The organism is Pseudomonas sp. GL-B-12 (genome assembly GCF_019955895.1).
Taxonomy (GTDB): domain Bacteria; phylum Pseudomonadota; class Gammaproteobacteria; order Pseudomonadales; family Pseudomonadaceae; genus Aquipseudomonas.
In genome coordinates, this window is sequence record NZ_JAHBCX010000033.1 from 212,830 (window position 1) to 235,900 (window position 23,071).

At 60.9% G+C, this 23,071-nt stretch carries 20 protein-coding genes; 11 read left to right on the plus strand and 9 right to left on the minus strand.

Going from position 1 to position 23,071, the window contains the following annotated elements; translation table 11 throughout:
* The first annotated feature begins 210 nt into the window (after positions 1-210).
* The gene (gbcB, locus tag KGA85_RS18875) at positions 211-1,311 is read left to right on the plus strand and encodes a glycine-betaine demethylase subunit GbcB (protein ID WP_223460428.1); all 1,101 of its coding nucleotides are present in this window, start codon (positions 211-213) and stop codon (positions 1,309-1,311) included.
* Between the two features lie 113 nt (positions 1,312-1,424).
* Here the strand turns inward: gbcB and KGA85_RS18880 are convergent, their stop codons facing one another.
* A complete protein-coding gene (locus tag KGA85_RS18880; RefSeq protein WP_223460426.1) occupies positions 1,425-2,249 on the minus strand; it encodes an SDR family oxidoreductase in 825 nt (274 codons plus the stop codon).
* A 611-nt stretch (positions 2,250-2,860) separates the two neighbouring features.
* Positions 2,861-3,901, minus strand: coding sequence for a low specificity L-threonine aldolase (locus KGA85_RS18885; RefSeq protein WP_223460424.1), 1,041 nt, complete (start codon positions 3,899-3,901; stop codon positions 2,861-2,863).
* Positions 3,902-4,045: 144 nt separating this feature from the next.
* Here KGA85_RS18885 and KGA85_RS18890 point away from each other — a divergent pair, with 144 nt between their 5' ends.
* The 9 genes from KGA85_RS18890 to KGA85_RS18930 all read left to right on the plus strand — a co-directional run bounded on the left by KGA85_RS18890 (position 4,046) and on the right by KGA85_RS18930 (position 15,035).
* A complete protein-coding gene (locus KGA85_RS18890; protein ID WP_223460608.1) occupies positions 4,046-4,759 on the plus strand; it encodes a TraX family protein in 714 nt (237 codons plus the stop codon).
* Positions 4,760-5,074: 315 nt separating this feature from the next.
* Entirely contained in the window at positions 5,075-6,328 is a 1,254-nt protein-coding gene (glyA, locus tag KGA85_RS18895) for a serine hydroxymethyltransferase (RefSeq protein WP_223460422.1), read from the plus strand.
* A 23-nt stretch (positions 6,329-6,351) separates the two neighbouring features.
* Positions 6,352-7,602, plus strand: a complete 1,251-nt coding sequence (locus KGA85_RS18900; RefSeq protein ID WP_007947735.1) for a sarcosine oxidase subunit beta — start codon at positions 6,352-6,354, stop codon at positions 7,600-7,602.
* Between the two features lie 14 nt (positions 7,603-7,616).
* Positions 7,617-7,946, plus strand: coding sequence for a sarcosine oxidase subunit delta (locus tag KGA85_RS18905; RefSeq protein WP_046039383.1), 330 nt, complete (start codon positions 7,617-7,619; stop codon positions 7,944-7,946).
* Positions 7,943-10,960 carry a sarcosine oxidase subunit alpha gene (locus KGA85_RS18910; RefSeq protein WP_223460420.1) on the plus strand — a complete coding sequence of 1,006 codons (3,018 nt, stop codon included), beginning with the start codon at positions 7,943-7,945 and terminating at the stop codon, positions 10,958-10,960. Before KGA85_RS18905 ends, KGA85_RS18910 begins: the two co-directional genes overlap by 4 nt.
* Before the next feature lie 179 nt (positions 10,961-11,139).
* Positions 11,140-11,772, plus strand: a complete 633-nt coding sequence (locus KGA85_RS18915; RefSeq protein ID WP_126047958.1) for a sarcosine oxidase subunit gamma — start codon at positions 11,140-11,142, stop codon at positions 11,770-11,772.
* A 211-nt stretch (positions 11,773-11,983) separates the two neighbouring features.
* On the plus strand, positions 11,984-12,841 hold the full coding sequence (gene purU, locus KGA85_RS18920; protein ID WP_007981374.1) for a formyltetrahydrofolate deformylase: 858 nt from the start codon (positions 11,984-11,986) through the stop codon (positions 12,839-12,841).
* Between the two features lie 205 nt (positions 12,842-13,046).
* Positions 13,047-14,246, plus strand: a complete 1,200-nt coding sequence (fdhA, locus tag KGA85_RS18925; RefSeq protein WP_223460418.1) for a formaldehyde dehydrogenase, glutathione-independent — start codon at positions 13,047-13,049, stop codon at positions 14,244-14,246.
* A gap of 234 nt (positions 14,247-14,480) precedes the next feature.
* Complete coding sequence (locus KGA85_RS18930) at positions 14,481-15,035, plus strand: DUF2780 domain-containing protein (RefSeq protein WP_223460416.1); 555 nt, start codon at positions 14,481-14,483, stop codon at positions 15,033-15,035.
* Position 15,036: 1 nt separating this feature from the next.
* Here KGA85_RS18930 and KGA85_RS18935 read toward each other — a convergent pair whose 3' ends face one another.
* Positions 15,037-15,924: an acyltransferase gene (locus tag KGA85_RS18935; RefSeq protein ID WP_223460414.1), complete on the minus strand. Its 888-nt coding sequence runs from the start codon at positions 15,922-15,924 to the stop codon at positions 15,037-15,039.
* A gap of 164 nt (positions 15,925-16,088) precedes the next feature.
* Between KGA85_RS18935 and KGA85_RS18940 the strand changes: the two genes are divergently transcribed.
* A complete protein-coding gene (locus tag KGA85_RS18940; RefSeq protein WP_223460412.1) occupies positions 16,089-16,595 on the plus strand; it encodes an ATP-dependent zinc protease in 507 nt (168 codons plus the stop codon).
* Positions 16,596-16,607: 12 nt separating this feature from the next.
* On the opposite strand, the gene KGA85_RS18945 is transcribed toward KGA85_RS18940, so the two are convergent.
* From KGA85_RS18945 to KGA85_RS18970, 6 genes are all read right to left on the minus strand, one after another.
* The gene (locus KGA85_RS18945; RefSeq protein WP_223460410.1) at positions 16,608-17,237 is read right to left on the minus strand and encodes a glutathione S-transferase family protein; all 630 of its coding nucleotides are present in this window, start codon (positions 17,235-17,237) and stop codon (positions 16,608-16,610) included.
* Positions 17,238-17,404: 167 nt separating this feature from the next.
* A complete protein-coding gene (locus tag KGA85_RS18950) occupies positions 17,405-17,584 on the minus strand; it encodes a hypothetical protein (protein ID WP_223460408.1) in 180 nt (59 codons plus the stop codon).
* The gene (locus KGA85_RS18955) at positions 17,581-18,711 is read right to left on the minus strand and encodes a PepSY-associated TM helix domain-containing protein (protein WP_223460406.1); all 1,131 of its coding nucleotides are present in this window, start codon (positions 18,709-18,711) and stop codon (positions 17,581-17,583) included. Before KGA85_RS18955 ends, KGA85_RS18950 begins: the two co-directional genes overlap by 4 nt.
* A gap of 72 nt (positions 18,712-18,783) precedes the next feature.
* Positions 18,784-21,228: a TonB-dependent siderophore receptor gene (locus tag KGA85_RS18960; protein ID WP_223532938.1), complete on the minus strand. Its 2,445-nt coding sequence runs from the start codon at positions 21,226-21,228 to the stop codon at positions 18,784-18,786.
* 241 nt (positions 21,229-21,469) lie between these two features.
* Positions 21,470-22,444, minus strand: coding sequence for a FecR domain-containing protein (locus KGA85_RS18965; RefSeq protein ID WP_223460402.1), 975 nt, complete (start codon positions 22,442-22,444; stop codon positions 21,470-21,472).
* Positions 22,441-22,959, minus strand: coding sequence for an RNA polymerase sigma factor (locus tag KGA85_RS18970; RefSeq protein WP_223460400.1), 519 nt, complete (start codon positions 22,957-22,959; stop codon positions 22,441-22,443). The genes KGA85_RS18965 and KGA85_RS18970 overlap by 4 nt, the downstream gene beginning before the upstream one ends.
* Positions 22,960-23,071: the final 112 nt, after the last annotated feature.

The following is a 23,071-nucleotide window of genomic DNA, read 5'->3' on the forward strand; positions in this document are numbered from 1 at the left end:
TTGTGTCTTGGTATGGGGCGAGTGTGGGGCCGGCGCTGGCCAGAACCTTATCCATGGGCGACATGGTGCAATCTGTTCCCGACGCGCAAGCCCCGGTCGTTGGGGGCTGGTCGCGATAAGCATGTCAATGTCGCAGATAGGTAAATGGGTGGTTCGCGCTATACGCAGAATCGCCAACATGAAGGCCGACAGTCGGCCGTGGAGATCAGCATGTCCAATAGTTTCCTGAATCCGGTAACCACCCAGACCTGGGCCAATGGTCGACACATCGTCCGTTGCGTCAAAGTCATCCAGGAAACCTGGGATGTGCGCACCTTTTGCTTCATGGCCGACCAGCCGATCCTGTTTTTCTTCAAACCGGGGCAGTTTGTCACCCTGGAGCTGGAGATTGAAGGCCAGCCGATCATGCGTTCGTACACCATTTCCAGCTCACCATCGGTGCCGTACAGCTTTTCGGTGACCATCAAGCGTGTGCCGGGCGGCAAGGTGTCCAATTGGCTGCACGACACCCTGCACGAAGGCCAGGAGCTGGCAGTGCACGGGCCGGTCGGGCTGTTCAATGCCATGGACTTCACCGCGCCGAAGGTACTCTACTTAAGCGGCGGCGTTGGTATCACGCCGGTCATGTCCATGGCGCGCTGGTTCTACGACACCAACGGCAATGTCGACATGGTGTTTATCCACAGCGCCCGTTCGCCTAAAGACATCATTTACCACCGTGAGCTGGAACACATGGCGTCGCGGATCGACAACTTCAGCCTGCACCTGATCTGCGAGAAGCACGGTATGGGTGAGCCCTGGGCCGGTTATCGCGGTTACCTGAACCACAGAATGCTTGAATTGATGGCGCCTGACTTCCTTGAGCGCGAAGTATTCTGCTGCGGCCCGACACCGTATATGAATGCGGTCAAGCGCTTGCTGGAAGCCGCTGGCTTCGACATGTCGCGTTATCACGAAGAATCCTTCGGTGCGACCCCGCCAGAGGCGCGCGCTGACGCCGTGGAACACGCCGAACAAGCGGCCGAGGCACCGGAAGTCGACGCCGCGGATTTGCATCAAGTGGAATTCACCACCTCCGGCAAGAGCATCCGCGTGGCCCCGGGTGAGACCGTGCATGCAGCGGCGGCCAAGGTCGGCCTGATGATTCCCAAAGCCTGCGGCATGGGGATTTGTGGGACGTGCAAGGTGTTGAAGCTGGGTGGTGAAGTGGAGATGGATCACAACGGCGGGATCACTGAAGAAGACGAAGCGGATGGGTTCATTCTGTCGTGCTGCAGCGTGCCGAAAGGCGATGTGCGGATCGAATATTGATTCGGGATCCCTTGTAGGAGCGAGCTTGCTCGCGAAAGCGGTATGTCAGACGCAAAGATGTCGATTGACCTGACGCTTTCGCGGGCAAGCCCGCTCCTACAATGATTGGTGTTTCAATCCACAAACAGATCCGTCATCAGCTTGTCGCTGCTGTCGGGCGCGAACCGATAGTGTTCGAACTCCGTCACACCGCTTTCCCGCAGTATCTCCTCATCAATCAGCAAACGCCCGGTCAAGCTGCGGTTTGCGCTGATCAGAATCACATGCGCGGCATCGGCCATGATCGCAGGCAGGCGCGCATGCTTGAACGATTCCCTCGACCCCAGCTGAAACTCGATGGCAGCGGTGGCGATCATCGTCTGTGGCCACAGCGAGTTGACGCTGATGCCATAGTTCTTGAATTCCTCACTCATGCCCAGGGTCAGCATGCTCATGCCGTACTTGGTGACGGTGTAGGGGCTGTACTGGGCGAACCACTTGGTGGCCAGGTTCAACGGCGGGGACAGGTTGAGGATGTGGCCGCTGGACTTCTTCAGGTACGGCAACGCAGCCTGGCTGCACAGCAATACGGCGCGGGTGTTGATCTGGTGCATCAGGTCAAAGCGCTTGAGTTCAAGGTGCTGGACCCCGGTCAGCTTGATCGCCCCGGCGTTGTTGATCAGTGCATCAATGCTGCCGAAATGTTCGTTGGCCTGGGCCAGCGCCTCACGGACGGTATCCTCCTCACGTACATCTACCTGCAAGGCCAAAGCCTTGCCGCCCGCGGCTTCCACTTCCTGGGCCACGCTGAAAATCGTGCCTGGCAGCTTGGGGTGGGGTTCGGCACTTTTGGCGGCGATCACAATGTTGGCCCCATCGCGTGCGGCCCGCAGCGCGATCTCGCGGCCAATACCGCGGCTGGCGCCGGTGATGAACAGGGTTTTGCCTTGCAATGACATGTACACGCTCCTGATTGTTGTTATATGAGCGGACGAGCTCGACAGAGAATGTAGACGAAGCCTGATGGCGCGAGCGGACAAAAGTGACCTTCACCCTTTGGCGGAGGTCGTTTCGGGATCCGCGAAGTGTTGTAGTGGGTAAGGTGAAACGGAGGGGTCTACTGTAGAAGACGTTTGATGGGCTCCGCGTCTAGAGGGCTTTGACGCGGAGCATTGGAGCGATAATTTACGGCCTTTCTGAGGAGACCTCGATTTTGTAATTATTTGACATCTGTTGCACGAAAACCTTTTTTACAACAATGGATTCTGAATTGTCGTGATGTTTAATTGTGTCGCCGATGTTCACAATCTTTAAAAATTCATCTCTTTCAACTTCTGTAGCAGTACTTGTCAGAAGCACACCCTGTGATTGATCGTTCATTTTGATCGCTCTCTACTGGAACAGCGTTTGCGCCGAATGTTCGACGGGCCTTGTTCCTGAAAGACTGCGTAACCTTTTCAGGTGTTCCGACGATACGCCAGCATTGCAGAGTAGTTGAACTGTCAGAAATAACAGTTCTGATGAGCGGCGCGACGCAATCCGGATGCGCCTGCCGCTGCTGGTGCCAGATTCAGGCGCTCATCACTTCACGAATATCTTTCGCCAATTCACGCACCCGCTCTTCCTCGGTGTCCCACGAGCACATGAAGCGTGCGCCGCCGTTGCCGATGAAGGTGTAGAAGCGCCAGCCCTTGGCGGTCAGTGCGGCGATGGCCGGTTCCGACAGTTGCAGGAACACGCCGTTGGCCTGTACCGGGAACATCAGTTCCACGCCGGGAATGTCGCTGACCAGTTCGGCCAGCAATTGCGCGCAGTGGTTAGCGTGGCGGGCGTATTTGAGCCAGGTGTCGTTTTTCAGGATGCCGACCCAGGGTGCTGACAGAAAGCGCATCTTCGATGCCAGTTGCCCGGCCTGCTTGCAGCGGTAGTCGAAGTCTTCAGCCAGTTTTTGGTTGAAGAACAGGATCGCCTCGCCCACGGCCATGCCGTTTTTCGTGCCGCCAAAGCACAGCACGTCGACGCCGGCCTTCCAGGTCAGGTCAGCCGGGGTGCAGCCGAGGAAGGCGCAGGCGTTGGAGAACCGTGCGCCGTCCATGTGCAGGTTCAAGCCCAGCTCTTTGCAGGTGGCGCTGATGGCGCGGATTTCGTCCGGGGTGTAGACGCTGCCGACTTCGGTGGCCTGGGTCAGGGTCACGACGCGAGGTTTCGGGTAGTGGATGTCCTGGCGCTTGAGCGCGACCTCGCGGATCGATTCCGGGGTCAGCTTGCCGTTTTCAGTGCGGGCGATCAGCAGTTTGGAGCCGTTGGAGAAGAATTCCGGTGCGCCGCATTCGTCGGTTTCGACGTGGGCGGTTTCCGAGCAGATCACGCTGTGGTAACTCTGGCACAGCGACGACAGCGCCAGCGAGTTGGCGGCGGTGCCGTTGAAGGCGAAAAACACTTCGCAGTCGGTTGCAAACAGTTTGCGGAAATCATCGGACGCGCGGGCGGTCCACTCGTCGTCGCCGTATGCGCGCTGGTGGCCGTGGTTGGCCTGTTCCATGGCCGCCCAGGCTTCAGGGCAGATGCCGGAATAGTTGTCGCTGGCGAATTGTTGGCTCTTGTCGGTCATGGCCTGCTTCCGTGGTCGAGATGCCTATGGTGAAGCGTCCCGTGGTCAATGAGGGTGCGCACTGTACCCAAGATCGTCAGGTGGAGCGCACAGGATGTCGCTGTCAGGAACATACACAGTCGAAGGGCAATTATGCACGTGACTATGCACTTAAAGCAGCGCGACGGGGCACTGGATCTGCTCAAGTGGCTGGCGCTGCTCTGCATGGTGATCGATCACCTGCGATATGTCGGTTATTCCGCCGATCTGTTGTATGTGCCGGGGCGTTTGGCGTTTCCGTGGTTCTGCCTGGCGATGGCGGCCAATCTGGCGCGCGTGCGGACGACGACCGGCGGCCAATGGCGCTATCTGGGCTGGTTGTTGCTGTTTAGCGCGGTGAGTGAAATTCCTTACCGGATGTACATTCCCAATCCGGACACCTTGAACGTGCTGCCCACCCTTGCCCTGGGCTTGCTGGTGGTTCGTGGCTGGCAGCAGCCGGTGCTTGTGTCGCGCCTGTTGGCGGTGGGCGCGGTGCTGCTGGCAGGGTTTTTCTCCCAGCGATTGATGTTCGGTTTCTTTGGCGTTCTGTTACCGCTGGCGATGCTGCTGGTACTGCAACGGCCCTGGTACTTCGCGCTGATGGCGGGGTTGGTGTGCCTGGCGGGCAATCAGTGGCAGGTGCTGTATTACGCGGCTCGCCTGGGCAATGTCGCGGCGATTCCGGCCATGGTCACGTGCCTGATTGCGCCATGGCTCGGGCTGTTCTTGTTGCGACATGCAACAGGCGTAAAACCACCGCCGATGCGGCGCTGGGCGTATGCGCTGTATCCGGTGCATTTCCTGTTGTTGCTAGCCCTGCGCCAACTCATTGCCTGACTCTGCTTTTGTGGCGAGGGGGCTTGCCCCCGTTGGGCTGCGTAGCGGCCCCGAATGCTGAAACAGCGTTTTTTTCAGGTACACCACGCCTGCCGGATTTGCGACTGCTTCGCAGCCGAACGGGGGCAAGCCCCCTCGCCACAGAGATATCCTCAGCCCAGCCATTTCCCGCCATGTCGTAAACGCACCTTTGCGTGGCGTCCATAGGCATTTGACGACTCCAAGCCAGTCATACCATCGCATTCAAAGGGCACTGCCGAAAAACCAGTGCCTCACCGAGACGAATGGCGCACCGCCGCCGCTGGGAGAGACGCGATGTTCAGCAAGCAAGACCAGATCCAGGGTTACGACGATGCACTGCTGGCGGCGATGAATGCCGAGGAGCAACGTCAGGAAGATCACATCGAGCTGATCGCGTCGGAGAACTACACCAGCAAGCGCGTGATGGAAGCGCAAGGCAGCGGCCTGACCAACAAATACGCCGAAGGCTATCCGGGCAAGCGCTACTATGGCGGTTGCGAGCACGTCGACAAGGTTGAGGCGCTGGCCATCGAGCGCGCCAAGCAACTGTTCGGCGCCGATTACGCCAACGTGCAGCCGCACTCCGGTTCCTCAGCCAATAGCGCCGTATACCTGGCCCTGCTGCAAGCCGGCGACACCATCCTCGGCATGAGCCTGGCCCACGGCGGTCACCTGACCCACGGCGCCAAAGTGTCGTCCTCGGGCAAGCTGTACAACGCCGTGCAGTACGGTATCGACACCAAAACCGGTCTGATCGATTACGACGAAGTCGAGCGCCTGGCCGTCGAGTGCAAGCCGAAGATGATCGTCGCCGGCTTCTCGGCCTACTCCAAGACCCTCGACTTCCCGCGCTTCCGCCAGATCGCCGACAAGGTCGGTGCCCTGCTGTTCGTCGACATGGCCCACGTTGCCGGTCTGGTCGCTGCCGGCCTGTACCCGAACCCGCTGCCTTACGCCGATGTGGTCACCACCACTACCCACAAGACCCTGCGCGGTCCGCGTGGCGGCCTGATCCTGGCCAAGTCCAACGAAGAAATCGAGAAGAAGCTCAACGCGGCAGTTTTCCCGGGTGCCCAGGGCGGCCCGCTGATGCACGTGATCGCCGGTAAGGCAGTGTGCTTCAAGGAAGCGCTGGAGCCTGGCTTCAAGGTTTACCAGCAACAAGTGATCGACAACGCCCAGGCCATGGCCGGCGTGTTTATCAAACGCGGCTACGATGTAGTGTCCGGCGGTACCGACAACCACCTGTTCCTGGTCAGCCTGATCCGTCAGGGTCTGACCGGCAAAGAGGCGGATGCCGCCCTCGGTCGCGCCCACATCACTGTGAACAAGAACGCTGTCCCGAACGATCCACAGTCGCCGTTCGTGACCTCCGGCCTGCGCATCGGCACCCCGGCGGTCACCACGCGCGGCTTCAAGGTGACCCAGTGCGTCACGCTGGCCGGCTGGATCTGCGACATCCTCGACAACCTCGGCGACGCCGATGTCGAGGCCAATGTCGCCGGGCAAGTGGCAGCCCTGTGCGCGGACTTCCCGGTTTATCGCTGAGTGCGGTTTTGGAGTAAATGACTATGCAACGCTACTCGGGCTTCGGCCTCTTCAAACACTCTCTCAGCCATCATGAAAACTGGCAGAAAATGTGGCGCACGCCGACCCCTAAAAAGGTCTACGACGTGGTCATCGTCGGTGGTGGCGGGCATGGTCTCGCAACGGCCTACTACCTGGCCAAGGAACACGGCATCACCAACGTGGCCGTGGTCGAGAAAGGCTGGCTGGGCGGCGGTAACACCGCGCGCAACACCACCATCGTTCGTTCCAACTACCTGTGGGACGAATCGGCGCACCTGTACGAACACGCGATGAAACTGTGGGAAGGCCTGTCCCAGGACCTGAACTACAACGTGATGTTCTCCCAGCGCGGCGTCTACAACCTGTGCCACACCCTGCAGGACATCCGTGATTCCGAGCGTCGGGTCAGCGCCAACCGCCTCAACGGCGTGGACGGTGAACTGCTCGATGCCAAGCAGGTTGCCGACGAGATTCCGTACCTCGACTGCTCCAAGAACACCCGCTACCCGGTGATGGGTGCCACCGTCCAGCGTCGCGGCGGCGTGGCCCGTCACGATGCCGTGGCCTGGGGCTTTGCCCGGGCCGCTGACGCCCTCGGCGTGGACCTGATCCAGCAGACCGAAGTGATCGGTTTCCGCAAGGAAAACGGCGTGTGCATCGGCGTTGAAACCAACAAGGGCTTCATCGGCGCCAAGCGCGTCGGCGTAGTGACCGCCGGTAACTCCGGGCACATGGCCAAGCTCGCCGGTTTCCGCCTGCCGATCGAATCCCACCCGCTGCAAGCGCTGGTGTCCGAGCCGATCAAACCGATTATCGACAGCGTGATCATGTCCAACGCCGTACACGGTTACATCAGCCAGTCCGACAAGGGCGACCTGGTGATCGGCGCCGGTATCGACGGCTACAACGGCTATGGCCAGCGTGGTTCGTACCCGGTGATCGAGCACACCATCCAGGCCATCGTCGAGATGTTCCCGGTGCTGTCGCGCGTACGCATGAACCGTCAGTGGGGCGGCATCGTCGACACCACGCCGGATGCCTGCCCGATCATTTCGAAAACCCCGGTACCGAACATGTTCTTCAACTGCGGTTGGGGCACCGGTGGCTTCAAGGCTACACCTGGCTCGGGCAACGTGTTTGCTGCGAGCCTGGCCAAGGGTGAAATGCACCCACTGGCCGCACCTTTCTCCATCGACCGTTTCCACAACGGTGCGTTGATCGATGAACACGGCGCTGCTGCGGTTGCCCACTAACAGGAGAAATCCCCATGTTGCATATCTTCTGTCCTCACTGCGGCGAACTGCGCTCCGAAGAGGAATTCCATGCATCCGGCCAGGCGCACATCCCGCGTCCACTGGATCCGAACACCTGCACCGACGAGGAGTGGGGCGACTACATGTTCTTCCGCGATAACCCGCGCGGTCTGCACCACGAGCTGTGGGATCACGTCGCCGGTTGCCGTCAGTACTTCAACGTCACCCGCGACACCGTGACCTACGAGATTCTCGAAACCTACAAGATCGGCACCAAGCCACAATTCACCGACAAGACCGATAGCCCGAAAGCGGCCAGCACGGCTCTGGGAGAGAAGGTATGAGCCAGATCAATCGCCTGTCCAATGGCGGACGGATCGACCGCAACAAAGTCTTGACCTTCACCTTCAACGGCCAGAACTACAAAGGCTTCGAAGGCGATTCCCTGGCCGCTGCACTGCTGGCCAACGGCGTCGATATCATCGGTCGCAGTTTCAAGTATTCCCGTCCGCGCGGCATCTTCGCTGCGGGCGCTGAAGAGCCGAACGCGGTGCTGCAGATCGGCGCCACCGAAGCCACGCAGATCCCGAACGTGCGCGCCACGCAACAGGCGCTGTATCAGGGCCTGGTCGCCACCAGCACCAACGGCTGGCCGAGCGTGAACAACGACATGATGGGGATTCTCGGCAAGGTCGGCGGCAAGCTGATGCCACCGGGCTTCTACTACAAAACTTTCATGTACCCGCAATCGTTCTGGATGACCTACGAGAAGTACATCCGCAAGGCTGCCGGCCTTGGCCGCTCGCCGACCGAGAACGATCCGGACACCTACGACTACATGAACCAGCACTGCGACGTGCTGATCGTCGGTGCCGGCCCTGCAGGTCTGGCCGCTGCACTGGCCGCTGCGCGCAGCGGTGCCCGTGTAATTCTGGCTGACGAACAGGAAGAGTTCGGCGGCAGCTTGCTCGACTCCCGCGAAAGCCTCGACGGCAAGCCTGCGATGGAGTGGGTGGCCAGCGTCATCGACGAGCTGAAGAACACCCCGGACGTGCTGCTGTTGCCGCGCGCCACAGTAAACGGCTACCACGACCACAACTTCCTGACCATTCACGAGCGCCTGACCGATCACCTCGGCGACCGCGCACCGATTGGCCAGGTGCGTCAGCGCATTCACCGGGTCCGCGCCAATCGCGTGGTACTGGCAACCGGCGCTCACGAGCGTCCACTGGTCTACGGCAACAACGACGTGCCGGGCAACATGCTCGCCGGCGCCATCTCGACTTATGTGCGTCGTTACGGCGTGGCACCGGGCAAGAAGCTGGTGCTGTCGACCAACAACGACCACGCCTACCGCGTTGCCCTGGATTGGCTCGATGCCAGCCTGCAAGTGGTGGCCATCGCCGACGCCCGCAGCAATCCGCGTGGTGCGCTGGTGGAAGAAGCCCGTGCCAAAGGCATCCGTATCCTCACCGGCAGCGCCGTGATCGAGGCCCGTGGCAGCAAACGCGTGACCGCTGCCCGTGTGGCCGCCATCGATGTCAAAGCCCACACGGTGACCAGCCCAGGCGAATGGCTTGAATGCGACGTGGTGGCCAGCTCCGGCGGCTACAGCCCGGTGGTTCACCTGGCTTCGCACTTGGGCGGCAAGCCGACCTGGCGCGAAGACATCCTCGGTTTCGTACCGGGCGAAGCACCGCAGAAACGCGTGTGCGTCGGTGGCATCAACGGCGTCTACGGCCTCGGCGATTCCCTGGCCGACGGTTTTGAAGGTGGCGTTCGCGCTGCTGCCGAAGCTGGCTTCCAGTCGGTTGAAGGCGTGCTGCCCAAAGCCCTGAGCCGTCTCGAAGAGCCGACCCTGGCGCTGTTCCAGGTGCCCCATGAAAAGAACACCGCACGGGCGCCGAAGCAATTCGTCGACCTGCAAAACGACGTCACCGCCGCCGCCATCGAACTGGCGACCCGCGAGGGCTTCGAGTCGGTCGAGCACGTCAAGCGTTACACCGCGCTGGGCTTCGGCACCGATCAGGGCAAGCTCGGTAACGTCAACGGCCTGGCCATCGCTGCCCGCTCGCTGAACGTGACCATCCCGCAGATGGGCACCACCATGTTCCGCCCGAACTACACGCCGGTGACTTTCGGCGCCGTAGCCGGTCGCCACTGTGGGCACATCTTCGAGCCAGTGCGTTACACCGCACTGCATCAATGGCACCTGAAAAACGGCGCCGAGTTCGAAGACGTGGGCCAGTGGAAACGTCCATGGTACTTCCCTAAATCCGGTGAAGACCTGCATGCCGCCGTGAAGCGCGAATGCAAAGCTGTGCGCGACAGCGTCGGCCTGCTGGATGCTTCGACCCTCGGCAAAATCGACATCCAGGGCCCGGATACGCGTGAGTTCCTCAACCGCGTCTACACCAACGCCTGGACCAAGCTCGATGTGGGCAAGGCGCGTTACGGCCTGATGTGCAAAGAAGACGGCATGGTCTTCGACGACGGCGTGACGGCTTGCCTGGCCGACAACCATTTCGTCATGACCACCACCACTGGCGGCGCGGCTCGCGTGCTTCAGTGGCTGGAGCTGTACCACCAGACCGAATGGCCGGACATGAAGGTGTACTTCACCTCCGTCACCGACCACTGGGCGACCATGACCCTGTCCGGGCCGAACAGCCGCAAGCTGCTCGCTGAAGTCACCGACATCGATCTGAGCAACGAAGCCTTCCCGTTCATGACCTGGAAAGAAGGTCTGGTGGGTGGTGTGCCGGCGCGGGTATTCCGGATTTCGTTTACCGGTGAACTGTCGTACGAAGTCAACGTGCAAGCCGACTACGCCATGGGTGTGCTGGAAAAAATCGTCGATGCCGGCAAGAAGTACAACCTGACCCCGTACGGCACTGAAACCATGCACGTGCTGCGGGCCGAGAAGGGCTTCATCATCGTCGGTCAGGACACTGACAGCTCGATGACCCCGGACGACCTGAATATGGGCTGGTGTGTCGGTCGCACCAAACCGTTCTCGTGGATCGGCTGGCGTGGCATGAACCGTGAAGACTGTGTGCGTGATCAGCGCAAACAGCTGGTTGGCCTGAAGCCGATCGATCCGAACAAATGGCTGCCGGAAGGCGCGCAACTGGTGTTCAACACCAAGCAAGCCATCCCGATGACCATGGTTGGTCACGTGACTTCCAGTTACCTGCACAACTCCCTGGGCTATTCGTTCGCCATGGGCGTGGTCAAGGGCGGGTTGCAGCGGATGGGCGAGCGAGTGTTCGCTCCGCTGGCCGACGGCAGCGTGATCGAGGCGGAAATCGTTTCTTCGGTGTTCTTCGATCCGAAGGGCGAACGCCAGAACGTTTGATGGCTTCAAGGCTTGTGAGTGGGCAATGACACCGAGTCGGCCCATTCGCGAGCAAGCCCGCTCCCACAGGGGAATGCGGTCAAATGTGGGAGCGGCGGTGCGACGATTCGCCTTGCTCGCGAAGGCGGTAGTGCAGCCACCACAAGGCCGGAACCAACAGAATTCAGGAAAGGTGCTTTATGACCGCAGCCAATGTTTACCAACAACGCCCAACCTCCGGGGCCAAGGCCGAGTCGTCGCTGCATCACGCCGACCTCGCCAGCCTGGTGGGCAAGGGCCGCAAGAACGCCGGCGTGACCGTGCGTGAGAAAAAACTCCTCGGCCACCTGACCATCCGGGGCGATGGCCACGATGCCGCGTTTGCCGCCGGTGTGCACAAGGCCCTCGGCATCGAATTGCCGGGTGCGCTGACCGTCATCGTCAAAGGTGAAACCAGCCTGCAATGGATGGGGCCGGATGAGTGGCTGCTGATTGTGCCGACCGGTGAGGAACTTGCCGCTGAGCAAAAACTGCGCAAAGCGCTGGGCGATTTGCACATTGCAATCGTCAACGTCAGCGGCGGCCAGCAACTCCTCGAACTGAGCGGCCCGAACGTACGCCAGGTGCTGATGAAGTCCACCAGCTACGACGTGCACCCGAACAACTTCCCGGTGGGCAAAGCCGTCGGCACGGTATTCGCCAAGTCGCAACTGATGATCCGTCACACCGCCGAAGACACCTGGGAACTGCTTATTCGTCGCAGCTTCTCGGATTACTGGTGGCTGTGGTTGCAGGATGCTTCTGCCGAGTATGGCCTGAGCGTACAGGCGTAACTCAGTGTCGTGTCATGACTGCTTTTGTGGCGAGGGAGCTTGTCGGATCGCCGCACCGTCCCGCTCAGCTGCGAAGCAGTCGTAAACCTGAGTCCGCATTCTTCCTGAAGGAATGCGATTTTGGGGTCGCTTCGCAACCCAGCGGGAGCAAGCTCCCTCGCCACAGGTCTTCGCAGTCGCGTAGGTATTTTCGAACAGGAGTCACCGCACTATGAGCCGCGCCCCAGACACATGGATTCTGACCGCCGACTGCCCCAGCGTGCTCGGCACCGTGGACGCGGTGACCCGCTTTCTGTTCGAGCAGGGCTGCTACGTCACCGAGCACCATTCCTTCGATGACCGGCTCTCGGGCCGTTTTTTCATTCGTGTGGAATTCCGCCAGCCTGACGGTTTCGACGAGCAGTCGTTCCGCGCGGGCCTGGCCGAGCGCGGTGAAGCCTTCGGCATGATCTTCGAACTGACCGCGCCGAACTATCGGCCGAAAGTGGTGATCATGGTCTCCAAGGCCGATCACTGCCTCAACGATTTGCTCTATCGCCAGCGCATCGGCCAGTTGTCGATGGACGTCGCCGCCGTGGTCTCCAACCATCCGGACCTCAAGCCACTGGCCGACTGGCACCAGATTCCGTACTACCACTTCCCGCTGGATCCGAACGACAAGCCGTCCCAGGAACGTCAGGTATGGCAGGTCATTGAAGAGTCCGGTGCGGAACTGGTGATCCTTGCGCGCTACATGCAAGTGCTGTCGCCGGAGCTGTGCCGCAAGCTCGATGGCAAGGCGATCAACATTCACCACTCCCTACTGCCCGGGTTCAAGGGCGCCAAGCCCTATCACCAGGCCTACAACAAGGGCGTGAAACTGGTGGGTGCCACCGCGCATTACATCAACAACGACCTGGATGAAGGCCCGATCATTGCCCAGGGCGTGGAGGCGGTGGACCACAGCCATTACCCGGAAGACCTGATCGCCAAGGGGCGGGATATCGAAGGGCTGACGCTGGCGCGGGCGGTGGGGTATCACATTGAAAGACGCGTGTTTTTGAACGCGAACAGAACAGTCGTTCTCTAGATAGCTTTCGCGAGCAGGCTCGCTCCCACAAGGGATTTGTGTCAGCACACAAATCTCATTCACACCAAAGATCAACTGTGGGAGCGAGCCTGCTCGTGATGGCGGCATAACAGACAACACAAGACACACAGGCAATAACCCGAGTACTTAACGCGCTGCCTGCCTGGGCAACGCGGTTCCATAAAAACAACAGCGAGGTGAAAGCATGTCTGGCAATCGTGGTGTGGTGTATCTCGGCGCTGGCAAGGTCGAAGTGCAGAGTATTGACTATCCGAAAATGCAGGACCCGCGCGGCAGGAAGATTGAACACGCTGTCATCCTGCGTGTGGTATCCACCAACATCTGTGGTTCCGACCAGCACATGGTGCGCGGGCGTACCACGGCGCAAACCGGCCTGGTGCTGGGCCATGAGATCACCGGTGAAGTGATCGAGAAGGGCAGCGACGTCGAGAACCTGAATATCGGCGACCTGGTGTCCGTACCGTTCAACGTGGCTTGCGGGCGCTGCCGTTCCTGCAAAGAAATGCACACCGGTGTCTGCCTGAGCGTCAACCCGGCGCGTCCGGGCGGTGCTTATGGTTATGTCGACATGGGCGACTGGACCGGTGGCCAGGCCGAATACGCCATGGTGCCGTACGCCGACTTCAACCTGCTGAAACTCCCGGATCGCGACCGGGCCATGGAGAAAATCCGCGACCTGACCTGCCTCTCCGACATCCTGCCGACCGGCTATCATGGCGCAGTGACCGCTGGTGTCGGCCCGGGTAGCACCGTGTACATCGCCGGTGCCGGTCCGGTCGGTCTGGCGGCGGCCGCATCCGCTCGCCTGCTGGGTGCGGCGGTGGTGATCATCGGTGACGTCAACACCGTTCGCCTGGCCCACGCCAAGGCGCAGGGTTTCGAAATCGCCGACCTGTCACTCGATACCCCGCTGCACGAACAGATCGCCGCACTGCTGGGCGAACCGGAAGTGGATTGCGCCATCGACGCCGTAGGCTTCGAAGCCCGTGGCCATGGCCATGACGGCGTGAAACACGAAGCCCCGGCCACCGTGCTCAACTCGCTGATGGGCGTGGTGCGTGTGGCAGGCAAGATCGGCATCCCCGGCCTCTACGTGACCGAAGACCCGGGCGCCGTCGACGCTGCCGCGAAAATGGGCAGCCTGAGCATCCGCTTCGGTCTGGGCTGGGCCAAATCCCACAGCTTCCACACCGGCCAGACCCCGGTGATGAAGTACAACCGCCAGTTGATGCAGGCGATCATGTGGGACCGCATCAACATCGCCGAAGTGGTGGGTGTTCAGGTGATCAGCCTGGATCAGGCGCCGCAGGGCTATGGCGAGTTCGATGCCGGCGTGCCGAAGAAGTTTGTGATCGATCCGCACAAGATGTTCAGCGCGGCGTAAGACTGCAGGCCAAACAAAACGGCGACCTTCGGGTCGCCGTTTTTGTTTGGATATCTTTTCCAACCGGCTGCCCGGTCGTGCCATTCATCGTGTGGCATCCAGGGATTCACGTTTCTTATACGTGGCCTGTGTAAAAACGGATGCGCGGCAAGGAACATGATTGAGGATGCCCGGTCGAATCGGGAGTTTTACCGCCGGTTTTCGGATGGTTTCATGGCACAAGAGGATGTCTGGATGAAGATTTCACGCGGTATTGCACTGGCTTCGCTGTTGGCACTGTCCGCCAGCCCGGCCTTTGCACAGTTCAGCCTGAACGACGCGGCCAATGCGATTTCGGGCATGAAGGGCGGTGACGCGACCGCGACTGCCGCACCGGCGCCGCAGACAGCCGACCTGCTAAGCACCCTCAGTGAATTGAACATCACGCCACAACAAGCCATCGGCGGCGCCGGGGCGATGCTGGGGCTGGCGAAGAACCAGTTGAGTCCGACAGACTACTCGGAACTGGCCAAAAGCGTACCGGGCATCGACATGCTCTCGGGCGGCGGTGAGTTGGGTGCACTGGCCGGTCTGCTCGGCTCCAGCGGCAAAGCTGCAGGACTGGGCAATGCCTTGGGTAACGTCAAGAACACCAACGACCTGAACAACGCCTTCAGCGCCCTGGGCATGGACAGCGGCATGATCGGCCTGTTTACCCCGGTGCTCCTGCAATACCTCGGCCAGCAGGGCGTCGGCGGTTCGCTGCTGAGCAGCCTGGGCGGGATCTGGGGTGCCGGCACCGGCAGTTGATTCAGCGGCGCCCGGCGCGCAGGGCGTCGATGCGCTGATCCTTTTCGATCCAGAGCTGGTTGACCCAGTTCTGGGTTTTTTCACGAAACAGCGGATCGTTTTCGTAATCGCCCTGCCACAGCGCCGGGTCGAGTTCGCGGGTCTGGATATCGATGATGACCCTCGGCACATTGCCGCTGATCAAGTCCCAGAACCCCGGAATCTTCTGCTGCGGGTAAACCACCGTCACATCGAGAATCGCGTCCAGCTGTTCACCCATCGCCGCCAGCACAAAGGCCACCCCGCCGGCCTTGGGCTTGTGCAGGCGATTGAACGGTGACTGTTGCTGGGAAGATTTAGCTGCCGTGAAGCGAGTGCCTTCGAGGTAATTGACCACCGTCACCGGTTGGCGCTTGAACAGTTCGCAGGCTTGCCTGGTGATTTCCAGATCCTTGCCGGCCAGTTCCGGATGCCTGGCCAGGAACGCCTTGCTGTAGCGTTTCATGAACGGGTAATCCAGCGCCCACCACGCCAGGCCCAGGAAGGGCACCCAGATCAGTTCTTTCTTGAGGAAAAATTTGAAGAACGGCGTGCGCCGGTTCAGCGTCTGGATCAGCGCCGGGATGTCGACCCAGGATTGATGGTTGCTGATCACCAGATACGAGGTATCACGACGCAGATCGTCACAGCCGCGGATGTCCCATCGGGTGGGGATACACCAGCGGAAAATCAGCTTGTCGATTTCCGACCAGGTCTCGGCGATCCACATCACCGACCATGAGGCGTAATCGCGAAAACGGCCGGGCAGGACCAGTTTGAGCAGGGCAAACACCATCAACGGCCCGATCAGGACCAGGGTATTGAGCACAAGCAGCAGGGTCACGAAACAGCCGGTGAGCAGGCGGCGCATAAGTCACTCGTGGAAGCGTTTGGGCGCGCCATGATAAGCAGCTTCGGGCGGCAGGCCAAATCGGTGCTGACGAATGTTTCACTTTTGGGTCGGTAACCTTGTGGGAACGATCAAGCGAACGACGGTCTAAAATCCGACTGCTCACTCTCATGGAAACCCATCACGTGAAATCCCTCCTTGCAGTGCTCTCCCTCATCGCCCTGCCGGTCATGGCCGCCGAGCCGACCCTGTACGGGCGTTATGAATACATCGCCCTGCCGGAAATCGGCGGGCAGGTCCTCAAGGCCAAAATGGATACCGGCGCCCTGACTGCGTCGCTGTCGGCCAAGGACATCGAAACTTTCAAGCGTGACGGCGAAGACTGGGTGCGTTTCCGCCTCGGCACCAAGGACGCGGGCAATCAGGTCTACGAACACAAGATCGCGCGCATCAGCAAGATCAAGACCCGCTCCGAAGAGGAAGAGGAAGACAGCGAAGTGATCGCACCCACCAAGCGTCCGGTGGTCGATCTGGAACTGTGTCTGGGTAACGTCAAGCGCACGGTCGAGGTCAACCTGACTGACCGCAGCAGCTTCAATTATCCGTTGCTGATCGGCGCGAAGGCGCTGCGTGAGTTTGGCGCGGCGGTGAATCCGGCTCGGCGGTTTACGGCCGACAAGCCGGATTGCTGATCTTTTGAAGGCTTAAATCTTCGGCATCGTCGCAATCATCGAAGGCCGCTGACTCACCTCGAAATACCACGCCGCAAGTTGCGGATTCGCTGTGCGCCAATCCAGATCCGGATGGCGCAGGTCCAGGTAACCCAGTGCGCAGGCCACGCTGATCGCGGCCACGTCGAAGTGGCAGGTCAGCTCGGCAATCGCGTCCTTTTCCAGCAATGCCAGGGCACGACGGATCTTGTCGCGCTGGCCGTCGAGCCACTCGTCCCAGTGTTTCTCCGGGGCGCGCAGGGCGACTTCGTAGCGCACCAGCACGGCCGCGTCCATGATCCCGTCGGCCAGCGACGCCAGGGTCAGGCGCCGCCAGCGGGCCGAACCTTCGCGGGGGATCAGCGGGTTGCCGACGTGCTGGTGGTCGAGGTAGTCGAGGATGACCCGGCTGTCGTGGATGATGTTGCCGTCGGCCAGGCGCAGGGCCGGGATTTTGCTCAGCGGGTTATCTTCGATCAGAGTCAAGTCCGGGTTGACCGGGGTGAGCACACTGGTCTGCAACGCCACGCGGTTCTGTTGACCGGTTTCGTGCAACAGCACCATGACTTTGCGAACGAAGGGGGAGAGCGGGTTGTGGTACAGGGTCATGCTCGGGGCGGACATGGCAGCGTCTCGATCGGTGGCAGTGTCGGGCAGCATAGCGTGTTGGAGCGATAGCTCAAGATGGCAAACACCCCTGTAGGAGTGAGCCTGCTCGCGATGGCGGTGTGTCAGTCAATTCAATATCGACTGATACGGCCCCATCGCGAGCAGGCTCGCTCCTACAGGGGTCAGCGGCGTTGCAGGAGGCCGCGTAGGGCTAGCACAGCCGGGATGCCCAACCCCACCCAGCTCAACGAATCCCACACACCATCCCCGAGCAACGCGGCAAACAACCCTGCCGCGCTGAGCACCGCGATGACGGTCGGAATGGCAAACACTTTCCAGTAATTCGATTGCCGGGGCTTCATGCCACGCTCTCCGCTTTTTCCAGCACCGGCCTGGCAGCCTTGCGCCGTACCACCCACAGGTAGACCCCGCTGCCGAGCACGATGATGGTCAGCACATCGAGGGTCGCCCAGAGGATCTTCATCGGCATGCCGCCGTAGTCACCGAAGTGCAGTGGCTGCGACATGCCCATGGCGTCCATGTACCACGGTCGTTCGGCCACGGCGGTGACTTGCAGGGTGCGGGCGTCGATCAACACGGGTGTCAGTAGATGTGAGGTCAGGTGCGTGCTGCCTTTCATGAACACCGCGTAATGGTGCTCGCTGGAAAACCGCGTGCCGGGGAAGGCGATGAAGTCCGGCTGCATGCCTGGCGCGACGTCCTTGGCAATATCGAGCAAAGGGGGCGCGGGCGCTCGTTGCGTCAGCGGTGGCGCATCGCGGTACGGCGCGACCATCGCGCTCAGGCTGTCGTTGCGCCAGGCGGCAATGATCAGGTCGGCGCAGGCACTGATTACGCCCGTCACGCCCACCACCAAAGCCCAGGTCAAGGTCACGACGCCGATCAGGTTATGCAGGTCGAGCCAGCGCAGGCGCATGGATTTGTCCTGGCGCACGGTGGCGAATTTCAAGCGGCGCATGAACGGCAAATACAACACCGTGCCGGAAACGATCGCCACCACGAACAGAATCCCCATGAACGCCAGCAGCAACTTGCCCGGCAAGCCGGCGAACATGTCCACGTGCAGGCGCAGCATGGTCATCATGAAACCGCCGTTGGCCGATGGCGTCTCCAGCGCTTCGCCGGTACGGGCGTCGAGCATGAAGGTGTGGGACGAGTTCGGCTCGGTGCCTGCGGTCGCGGCCATGATGGTCAGCACCGCGTTGGGCTCATCGTCCTCGAAGCCGAAATACTGCATGACTTCACCGGGACGGTGTCTCTCGGCCGCTTTTACCAACTGCTGCAAATTCAGGTGCGGGGTGTCCGCTGGCATTTCCTTCACGTCAGGCGCATCGCCCAGCAAGTGGTCGATCTCGTGGTGAAAGATCAGCGGCAGGCCGGTCAGTGCCAGCAGCAACAGGAACACCGTACAAATCAGGCTGGTCCAGGTATGAACAGCGGACCAGCGGCGAATTGTTTTACTTTTCATTTCATAGCCTTCAGAAAAACCAAAGCCGTCCACAAAGGACGGCCTGGTTATTGGGCGCGCCAGCTCAGAGCGTTACCACTTGTAGGTTGCACTTGCGACGACACTGCGCTGGTCGCCGTAGTAGCAGTAGAAACTGTCGCAAGTCGAGATGTAGTCCTTGTCGAACAGGTTGGTTGCGTTAACGGCCAGCGAAGCGCCTTTGAGGCTGTTGTCCAGGCGACCGAGGTCGTAGTGAACCACCGCGTCGAACACCGTGTAGGCGCCGGCCTTGCCCAACCAGGTGTTGGCCTGGTCGCCGTAGGTGTTGCCGGTGTAGCGCGCGCCGGCGCCGATGCCGAAGCCATCCAGCACGCCGTTGTGCCAGGTGTAGTCGCCCCACACCGACGCTTGCTGGTTAGGCATCAGTTGCAGGCGATTGCCCTTGTAAATGCCCTCTTGCACTTCGGATTTGGCCAGGGTGTAGGCAGCGGTGACCTTGAGGTTTTCAGTCACGACGGAAACGGCTTCCAGCTCCAGGCCTTTGACTTTCACTTCACCTGTCTGGCTGGTGACTGTCACGTTGCCCACGTTGTTGGTGACGGAAACGTTTTTCTGGGTCAGGTCATACACAGCCGCGGTCAGCAGGGTGTTGCTGCCTGGTGGCTGGTACTTGATCCCCAGTTCCCATTGCTTGCCTTCGGTCGGCTTGAACGACTCGGTTGGCGAGGCGACGGCATTGCTGGTCGGCTGGAACGATTCGGCGTAGGACAGGTAGGGCACGAAGCCCGAGTCGAACACGTAGCTGATCGCCGCGTTGCCGCTGAAGTTCTTGTCGCGTTCGGTGTTGGTGGCATCGCCCTTGTTGAAGAACGTGGTACCGGTATGGACCCAGTCTTCACGGCCGCCGAGGGTCAGGCGCCATTGGTCGAGGGCCATCTGGTCCTGGATGTACAGGCCGGTCTGCTGGGTCTTCTGCTCGTAGTCGTAGAACGCCGTGGAGCGTGCCGGACGTTCGATCGGCAAGCCATAGATCGGGTCGTTGACGTTGATGCCCGGCGCGGTGCCGAAGATCGAGAGGTAGTTGGTGGTGTTGCGCTGGTGGTCCAGGCCGATCAGCAAGGTGTGAATGACGTCGCCGGTGACGAAGTCGCCCTGGAAGTTGTTGTCCACGGCGAACTGGGCGATGTCTTCGTCGACATTGGTGGTGCCACGGCCGGTGTTGCCTTGATCGTCGACGACAAACCCGAACTCGGCAAAGTCAGGGTTGTAGCTGTTGACGGTCACGGCCTGGAACGACAGCTCCGACTTGGTGTAGCGCAGGTTCTGCCGGAACTGCCAGACATCGTTCAGGCGGTGTTCGAAGGCATAACCCAGCGCGTAGTAGGTGCGGTCGTAGAAGTCGTAGTTCGGATCACCCAGGTTCTTGTGGTGGGAGATCTCGCCGAACGGCATGTCGATCTTGGTGCCCTGGATCGGATAGAACTGACTGGTGATACCGGTATCGTCACGGGTGAATTGCGTGAGCAGGGTGAACCTGGTGTCTTCGTCGATGTTCCAGGTCAGGCTTGGCGCAATGTTGTAGCGCTTGTCATCGATGTGGTCGATGGGCGTGCCGCCGTCGCGCAGCACGCCGCTGAGGCTGTACAGGAACTGGCCTTCGTCGTCGATCTTGCCGGTGCTGGCGAAGTTGATCTGGCGATGATTGTCGCTGCCGTATTGCAGTTGGATCTCGCTGCTGGCCTCAGCGCTTGGGCGACGGCTGACCATGTCCAGCAGGCCGCCCGGCGGGGTCTGGCCGTACACCGAGGAGGCTGGGCCGCGCAGCAGCGCCAGTCGGTCGAGGTTCCAGGTTTCCTGTTTCGGGTTGGAGTACACACCTTTTGGCAGTGGCAGGCCGTCGAGGAATTGAGTCGGTTCGAAACCCCGCACGCGCAACCAGTCGGAGCGGGTGTCGCTGCCGAAACTGCTGGCGGTGATGCCCGGCAAGTAGCGCACGGCATCATCGAGGGTGTGCGCGTTGCGGTCGTCCATCTGCTCACGAGTGACGACCGAAATCGAACGCGGCGCCTCGACCAGCGCGGTGTCGGTCTTGGTGCCGGCGGCCGTGCGCTTGGCCAGGTAGCCCTGTGCCGGGCCCCAAGCGCTTTCAGAGTCTTCCACACCGATCACGCTGGTGGCCGGCAGGTCCATCACACCCTCGGGCACGGCCACCAGGCTATAGGTGCCCGCACTGCTCAGCTCCAGTTGCAGCCCGGTGCCACGCAGGGCTTCGCGCAGGGCGCCGGTTGCATCGAACTGGCCTTTGACCGGCGCCGAGGTCTTGCCCGCCGCCAGGGATGGATTCAACGACAGGGCCAATCCCGCCTGGCTGGCGATCTGGTTCAGGGTGCTGGCCAACGGCGCGGCCGGCAGGTTGTAGGCGCGGACGCTGGACATCTGTTCAGCGGCGACCAGTTGGCTGCTGGCCAAAGGGGTGCAAAGGGCAATGGCGACTGCCAGCAAACTGCGGCGCAACAGGGAGTCTAGCGAACGAGGCATACAGCGGCTCCTGAATGGAAACATTTCTCAATTGCCTGTGTGCCGGACGAAAATCAAAAAGTGATAGGGCTGGATGAAAATAATTTCGATTTAGAAGTTGGTTGCGGCTGGTATTGGGTCAAAACGGTTTTTGCGGGGAGTCGAACGCCGTCATCGCGAGCAAGCTCGCACACATTTTGAAATGCATTCCAATGTGGGAGCGAGCTTGCTCGCGATGGCGGTTGATCAGACACAAAGCATTTCAGGGCTTGGTATCGGCCTTGGCCACCACCTTCACCCACCATTGCGTGTGCTGTTCGATCTGCACCGGCAGGGTTGGCAGCAGGGCATTGAGTGCCAGGTCGGTGTCGCGCAGCGGGAAGCTGCCGGTGATGCGCAGGTCGGCCACTTCCGGTGCGACGCCGACGTAACCGTTTCGATAGCGGCCGATTTCATGCACCAGATCTTCCAGCCGCGTGTTGTCCACCACCAGCATGCCGCGGGTCCAGGCATCCGCGCCGAGGTTGACGGCCAGAACCGGGCCCAGGCCGTTGTTGCGGATCAGTACCTGCTGGCCTTCGCGCAGAATCTGTTCGTCAAGGTTGGACTCAGGGTGAACCGCCACCGCCGACTGCAAGACGCTCAAACGCGTTCCGTCTTCCTCGCGCTTGACCAGAAACCGCGTACCCAGAGCACGCATGCTGCCTTCGCGGGTTTCGACGATGAACGGCCGGGGATCGCCATGGCCGGTTTCGACCAGGATTTCGCCTTCCTGAAGCACGATGCGCCGCTGCTTTTCATCGAAGCGCACATCCAGGGCGCTGTGGGTGTTGAGATTGATCAGCGTGCCGTCAGCCAGGCGCAGGGTGCGTTGCTCGCCAACGGCGGTGCGCTGGTCGGCCAGCCAATAGTCGATCGGCAGGTAACGATCCCCGGCGAACAGGGCCAGGCCGATCACGGCAACGATACTGGCGACACCGTTGCCAAGCTTACGCACGCGCCGACGAATGCCTTCGCGCGATTGCAGCAGGGCCGTGCGGGCCGGGCCGCTGGCCACGCTGAAACGCTGGTCGAGCATGCCCAACTGGCGCCAGGCGCGGGCGTGCTCTTCGTGGGCCGCGTGCCACTTGGCGAACTCTTCGCGCTCTACCGGGTTGGCGGAGTCCATGGACAACTGCCAGGCAATCGCCGCGTCCAGCACGTTGGCCGATACCGGTTTGGAACTGAGCGGATTCATGTCGGCTCACCATACAGCGCGATGTAGCACTGGCGAATGCCTTGGGCCAGGTACTGGCGCACCCGCGGCACCGACACACCGAGGCGCTCGGCGATTTCTGCGTGGCCGAGGCCGTCGAGGCGGTTGTAGAGGAACGCCGCCCGGGCCTTGCTGGAAAGCTTACCGAGCAAGCGGTCGATGTTTTTCAGGTCTTCGAGGATCATTTGCTGTTCTTCCGCCGACGGTTGCTCGGCTTCGGGAATCAGCATCAGCTCGGTGAGGTAAGCCTGTTCCAGCGCGGCGCGACGGAAATAATCGAAGAGCAGGCCCTTGGCGATCGCCACCAGGAACGCCCGCGGCTCGCGCGGGACCTTCAGTTCCTCACGGCCCAGCAAGCGCACGAAAGTGTCCTGGCTCAGGTCTTCGGCCCGTTGTGGGCAGGCGACGTTGCGTCGAAGCCAGGCCAATAGCCAACCGCGATGGTCACGATACAACGCATCGACGAGCTCACTTTGAGGGCTTGGAACTGACAACACGCCGCATCACCGATTGGGAAATATTAACTAACGAGAATTGTTCGCGATTGTGGCAGAGGCGAGGGAGGTAAGCAATTGGCGTTGGTCGGGTGGGAATTTGGTGACGGCCCCT

Coding starts and splice junctions, on each gene's coding strand:
- KGA85_RS18915 (WP_126047958.1), top strand. CDS start 11,140: ATGACCGCAGCCAATGTTTACCAACAACGCCCAACCTCCGGGGCCAAG.
- purU (WP_007981374.1), top strand. CDS start 11,984: ATGAGCCGCGCCCCAGACACATGGATTCTGACCGCCGACTGCCCCAGC.
- KGA85_RS18890 (WP_223460608.1), top strand. CDS start 4,046: ATGCACTTAAAGCAGCGCGACGGGGCACTGGATCTGCTCAAGTGGCTG.
- KGA85_RS18960 (WP_223532938.1), bottom strand. CDS start 21,228: ATGCCTCGTTCGCTAGACTCCCTGTTGCGCCGCAGTTTGCTGGCAGTC.
- KGA85_RS18945 (WP_223460410.1), bottom strand. CDS start 17,237: ATGTCCGCCCCGAGCATGACCCTGTACCACAACCCGCTCTCCCCCTTC.
- KGA85_RS18880 (WP_223460426.1), bottom strand. CDS start 2,249: ATGTCATTGCAAGGCAAAACCCTGTTCATCACCGGCGCCAGCCGCGGT.
- fdhA (WP_223460418.1), top strand. CDS start 13,047: ATGTCTGGCAATCGTGGTGTGGTGTATCTCGGCGCTGGCAAGGTCGAA.
- KGA85_RS18900 (WP_007947735.1), top strand. CDS start 6,352: ATGCAACGCTACTCGGGCTTCGGCCTCTTCAAACACTCTCTCAGCCAT.
- KGA85_RS18905 (WP_046039383.1), top strand. CDS start 7,617: ATGTTGCATATCTTCTGTCCTCACTGCGGCGAACTGCGCTCCGAAGAG.
- KGA85_RS18910 (WP_223460420.1), top strand. CDS start 7,943: ATGAGCCAGATCAATCGCCTGTCCAATGGCGGACGGATCGACCGCAAC.
- KGA85_RS18950 (WP_223460408.1), bottom strand. CDS start 17,584: ATGAAGCCCCGGCAATCGAATTACTGGAAAGTGTTTGCCATTCCGACC.
- KGA85_RS18930 (WP_223460416.1), top strand. CDS start 14,481: ATGAAGATTTCACGCGGTATTGCACTGGCTTCGCTGTTGGCACTGTCC.
- glyA (WP_223460422.1), top strand. CDS start 5,075: ATGTTCAGCAAGCAAGACCAGATCCAGGGTTACGACGATGCACTGCTG.
- KGA85_RS18965 (WP_223460402.1), bottom strand. CDS start 22,444: ATGAATCCGCTCAGTTCCAAACCGGTATCGGCCAACGTGCTGGACGCG.
- KGA85_RS18885 (WP_223460424.1), bottom strand. CDS start 3,901: ATGACCGACAAGAGCCAACAATTCGCCAGCGACAACTATTCCGGCATC.
- gbcB (WP_223460428.1), top strand. CDS start 211: ATGTCCAATAGTTTCCTGAATCCGGTAACCACCCAGACCTGGGCCAAT.
- KGA85_RS18955 (WP_223460406.1), bottom strand. CDS start 18,711: ATGAAAAGTAAAACAATTCGCCGCTGGTCCGCTGTTCATACCTGGACC.
- KGA85_RS18935 (WP_223460414.1), bottom strand. CDS start 15,924: ATGCGCCGCCTGCTCACCGGCTGTTTCGTGACCCTGCTGCTTGTGCTC.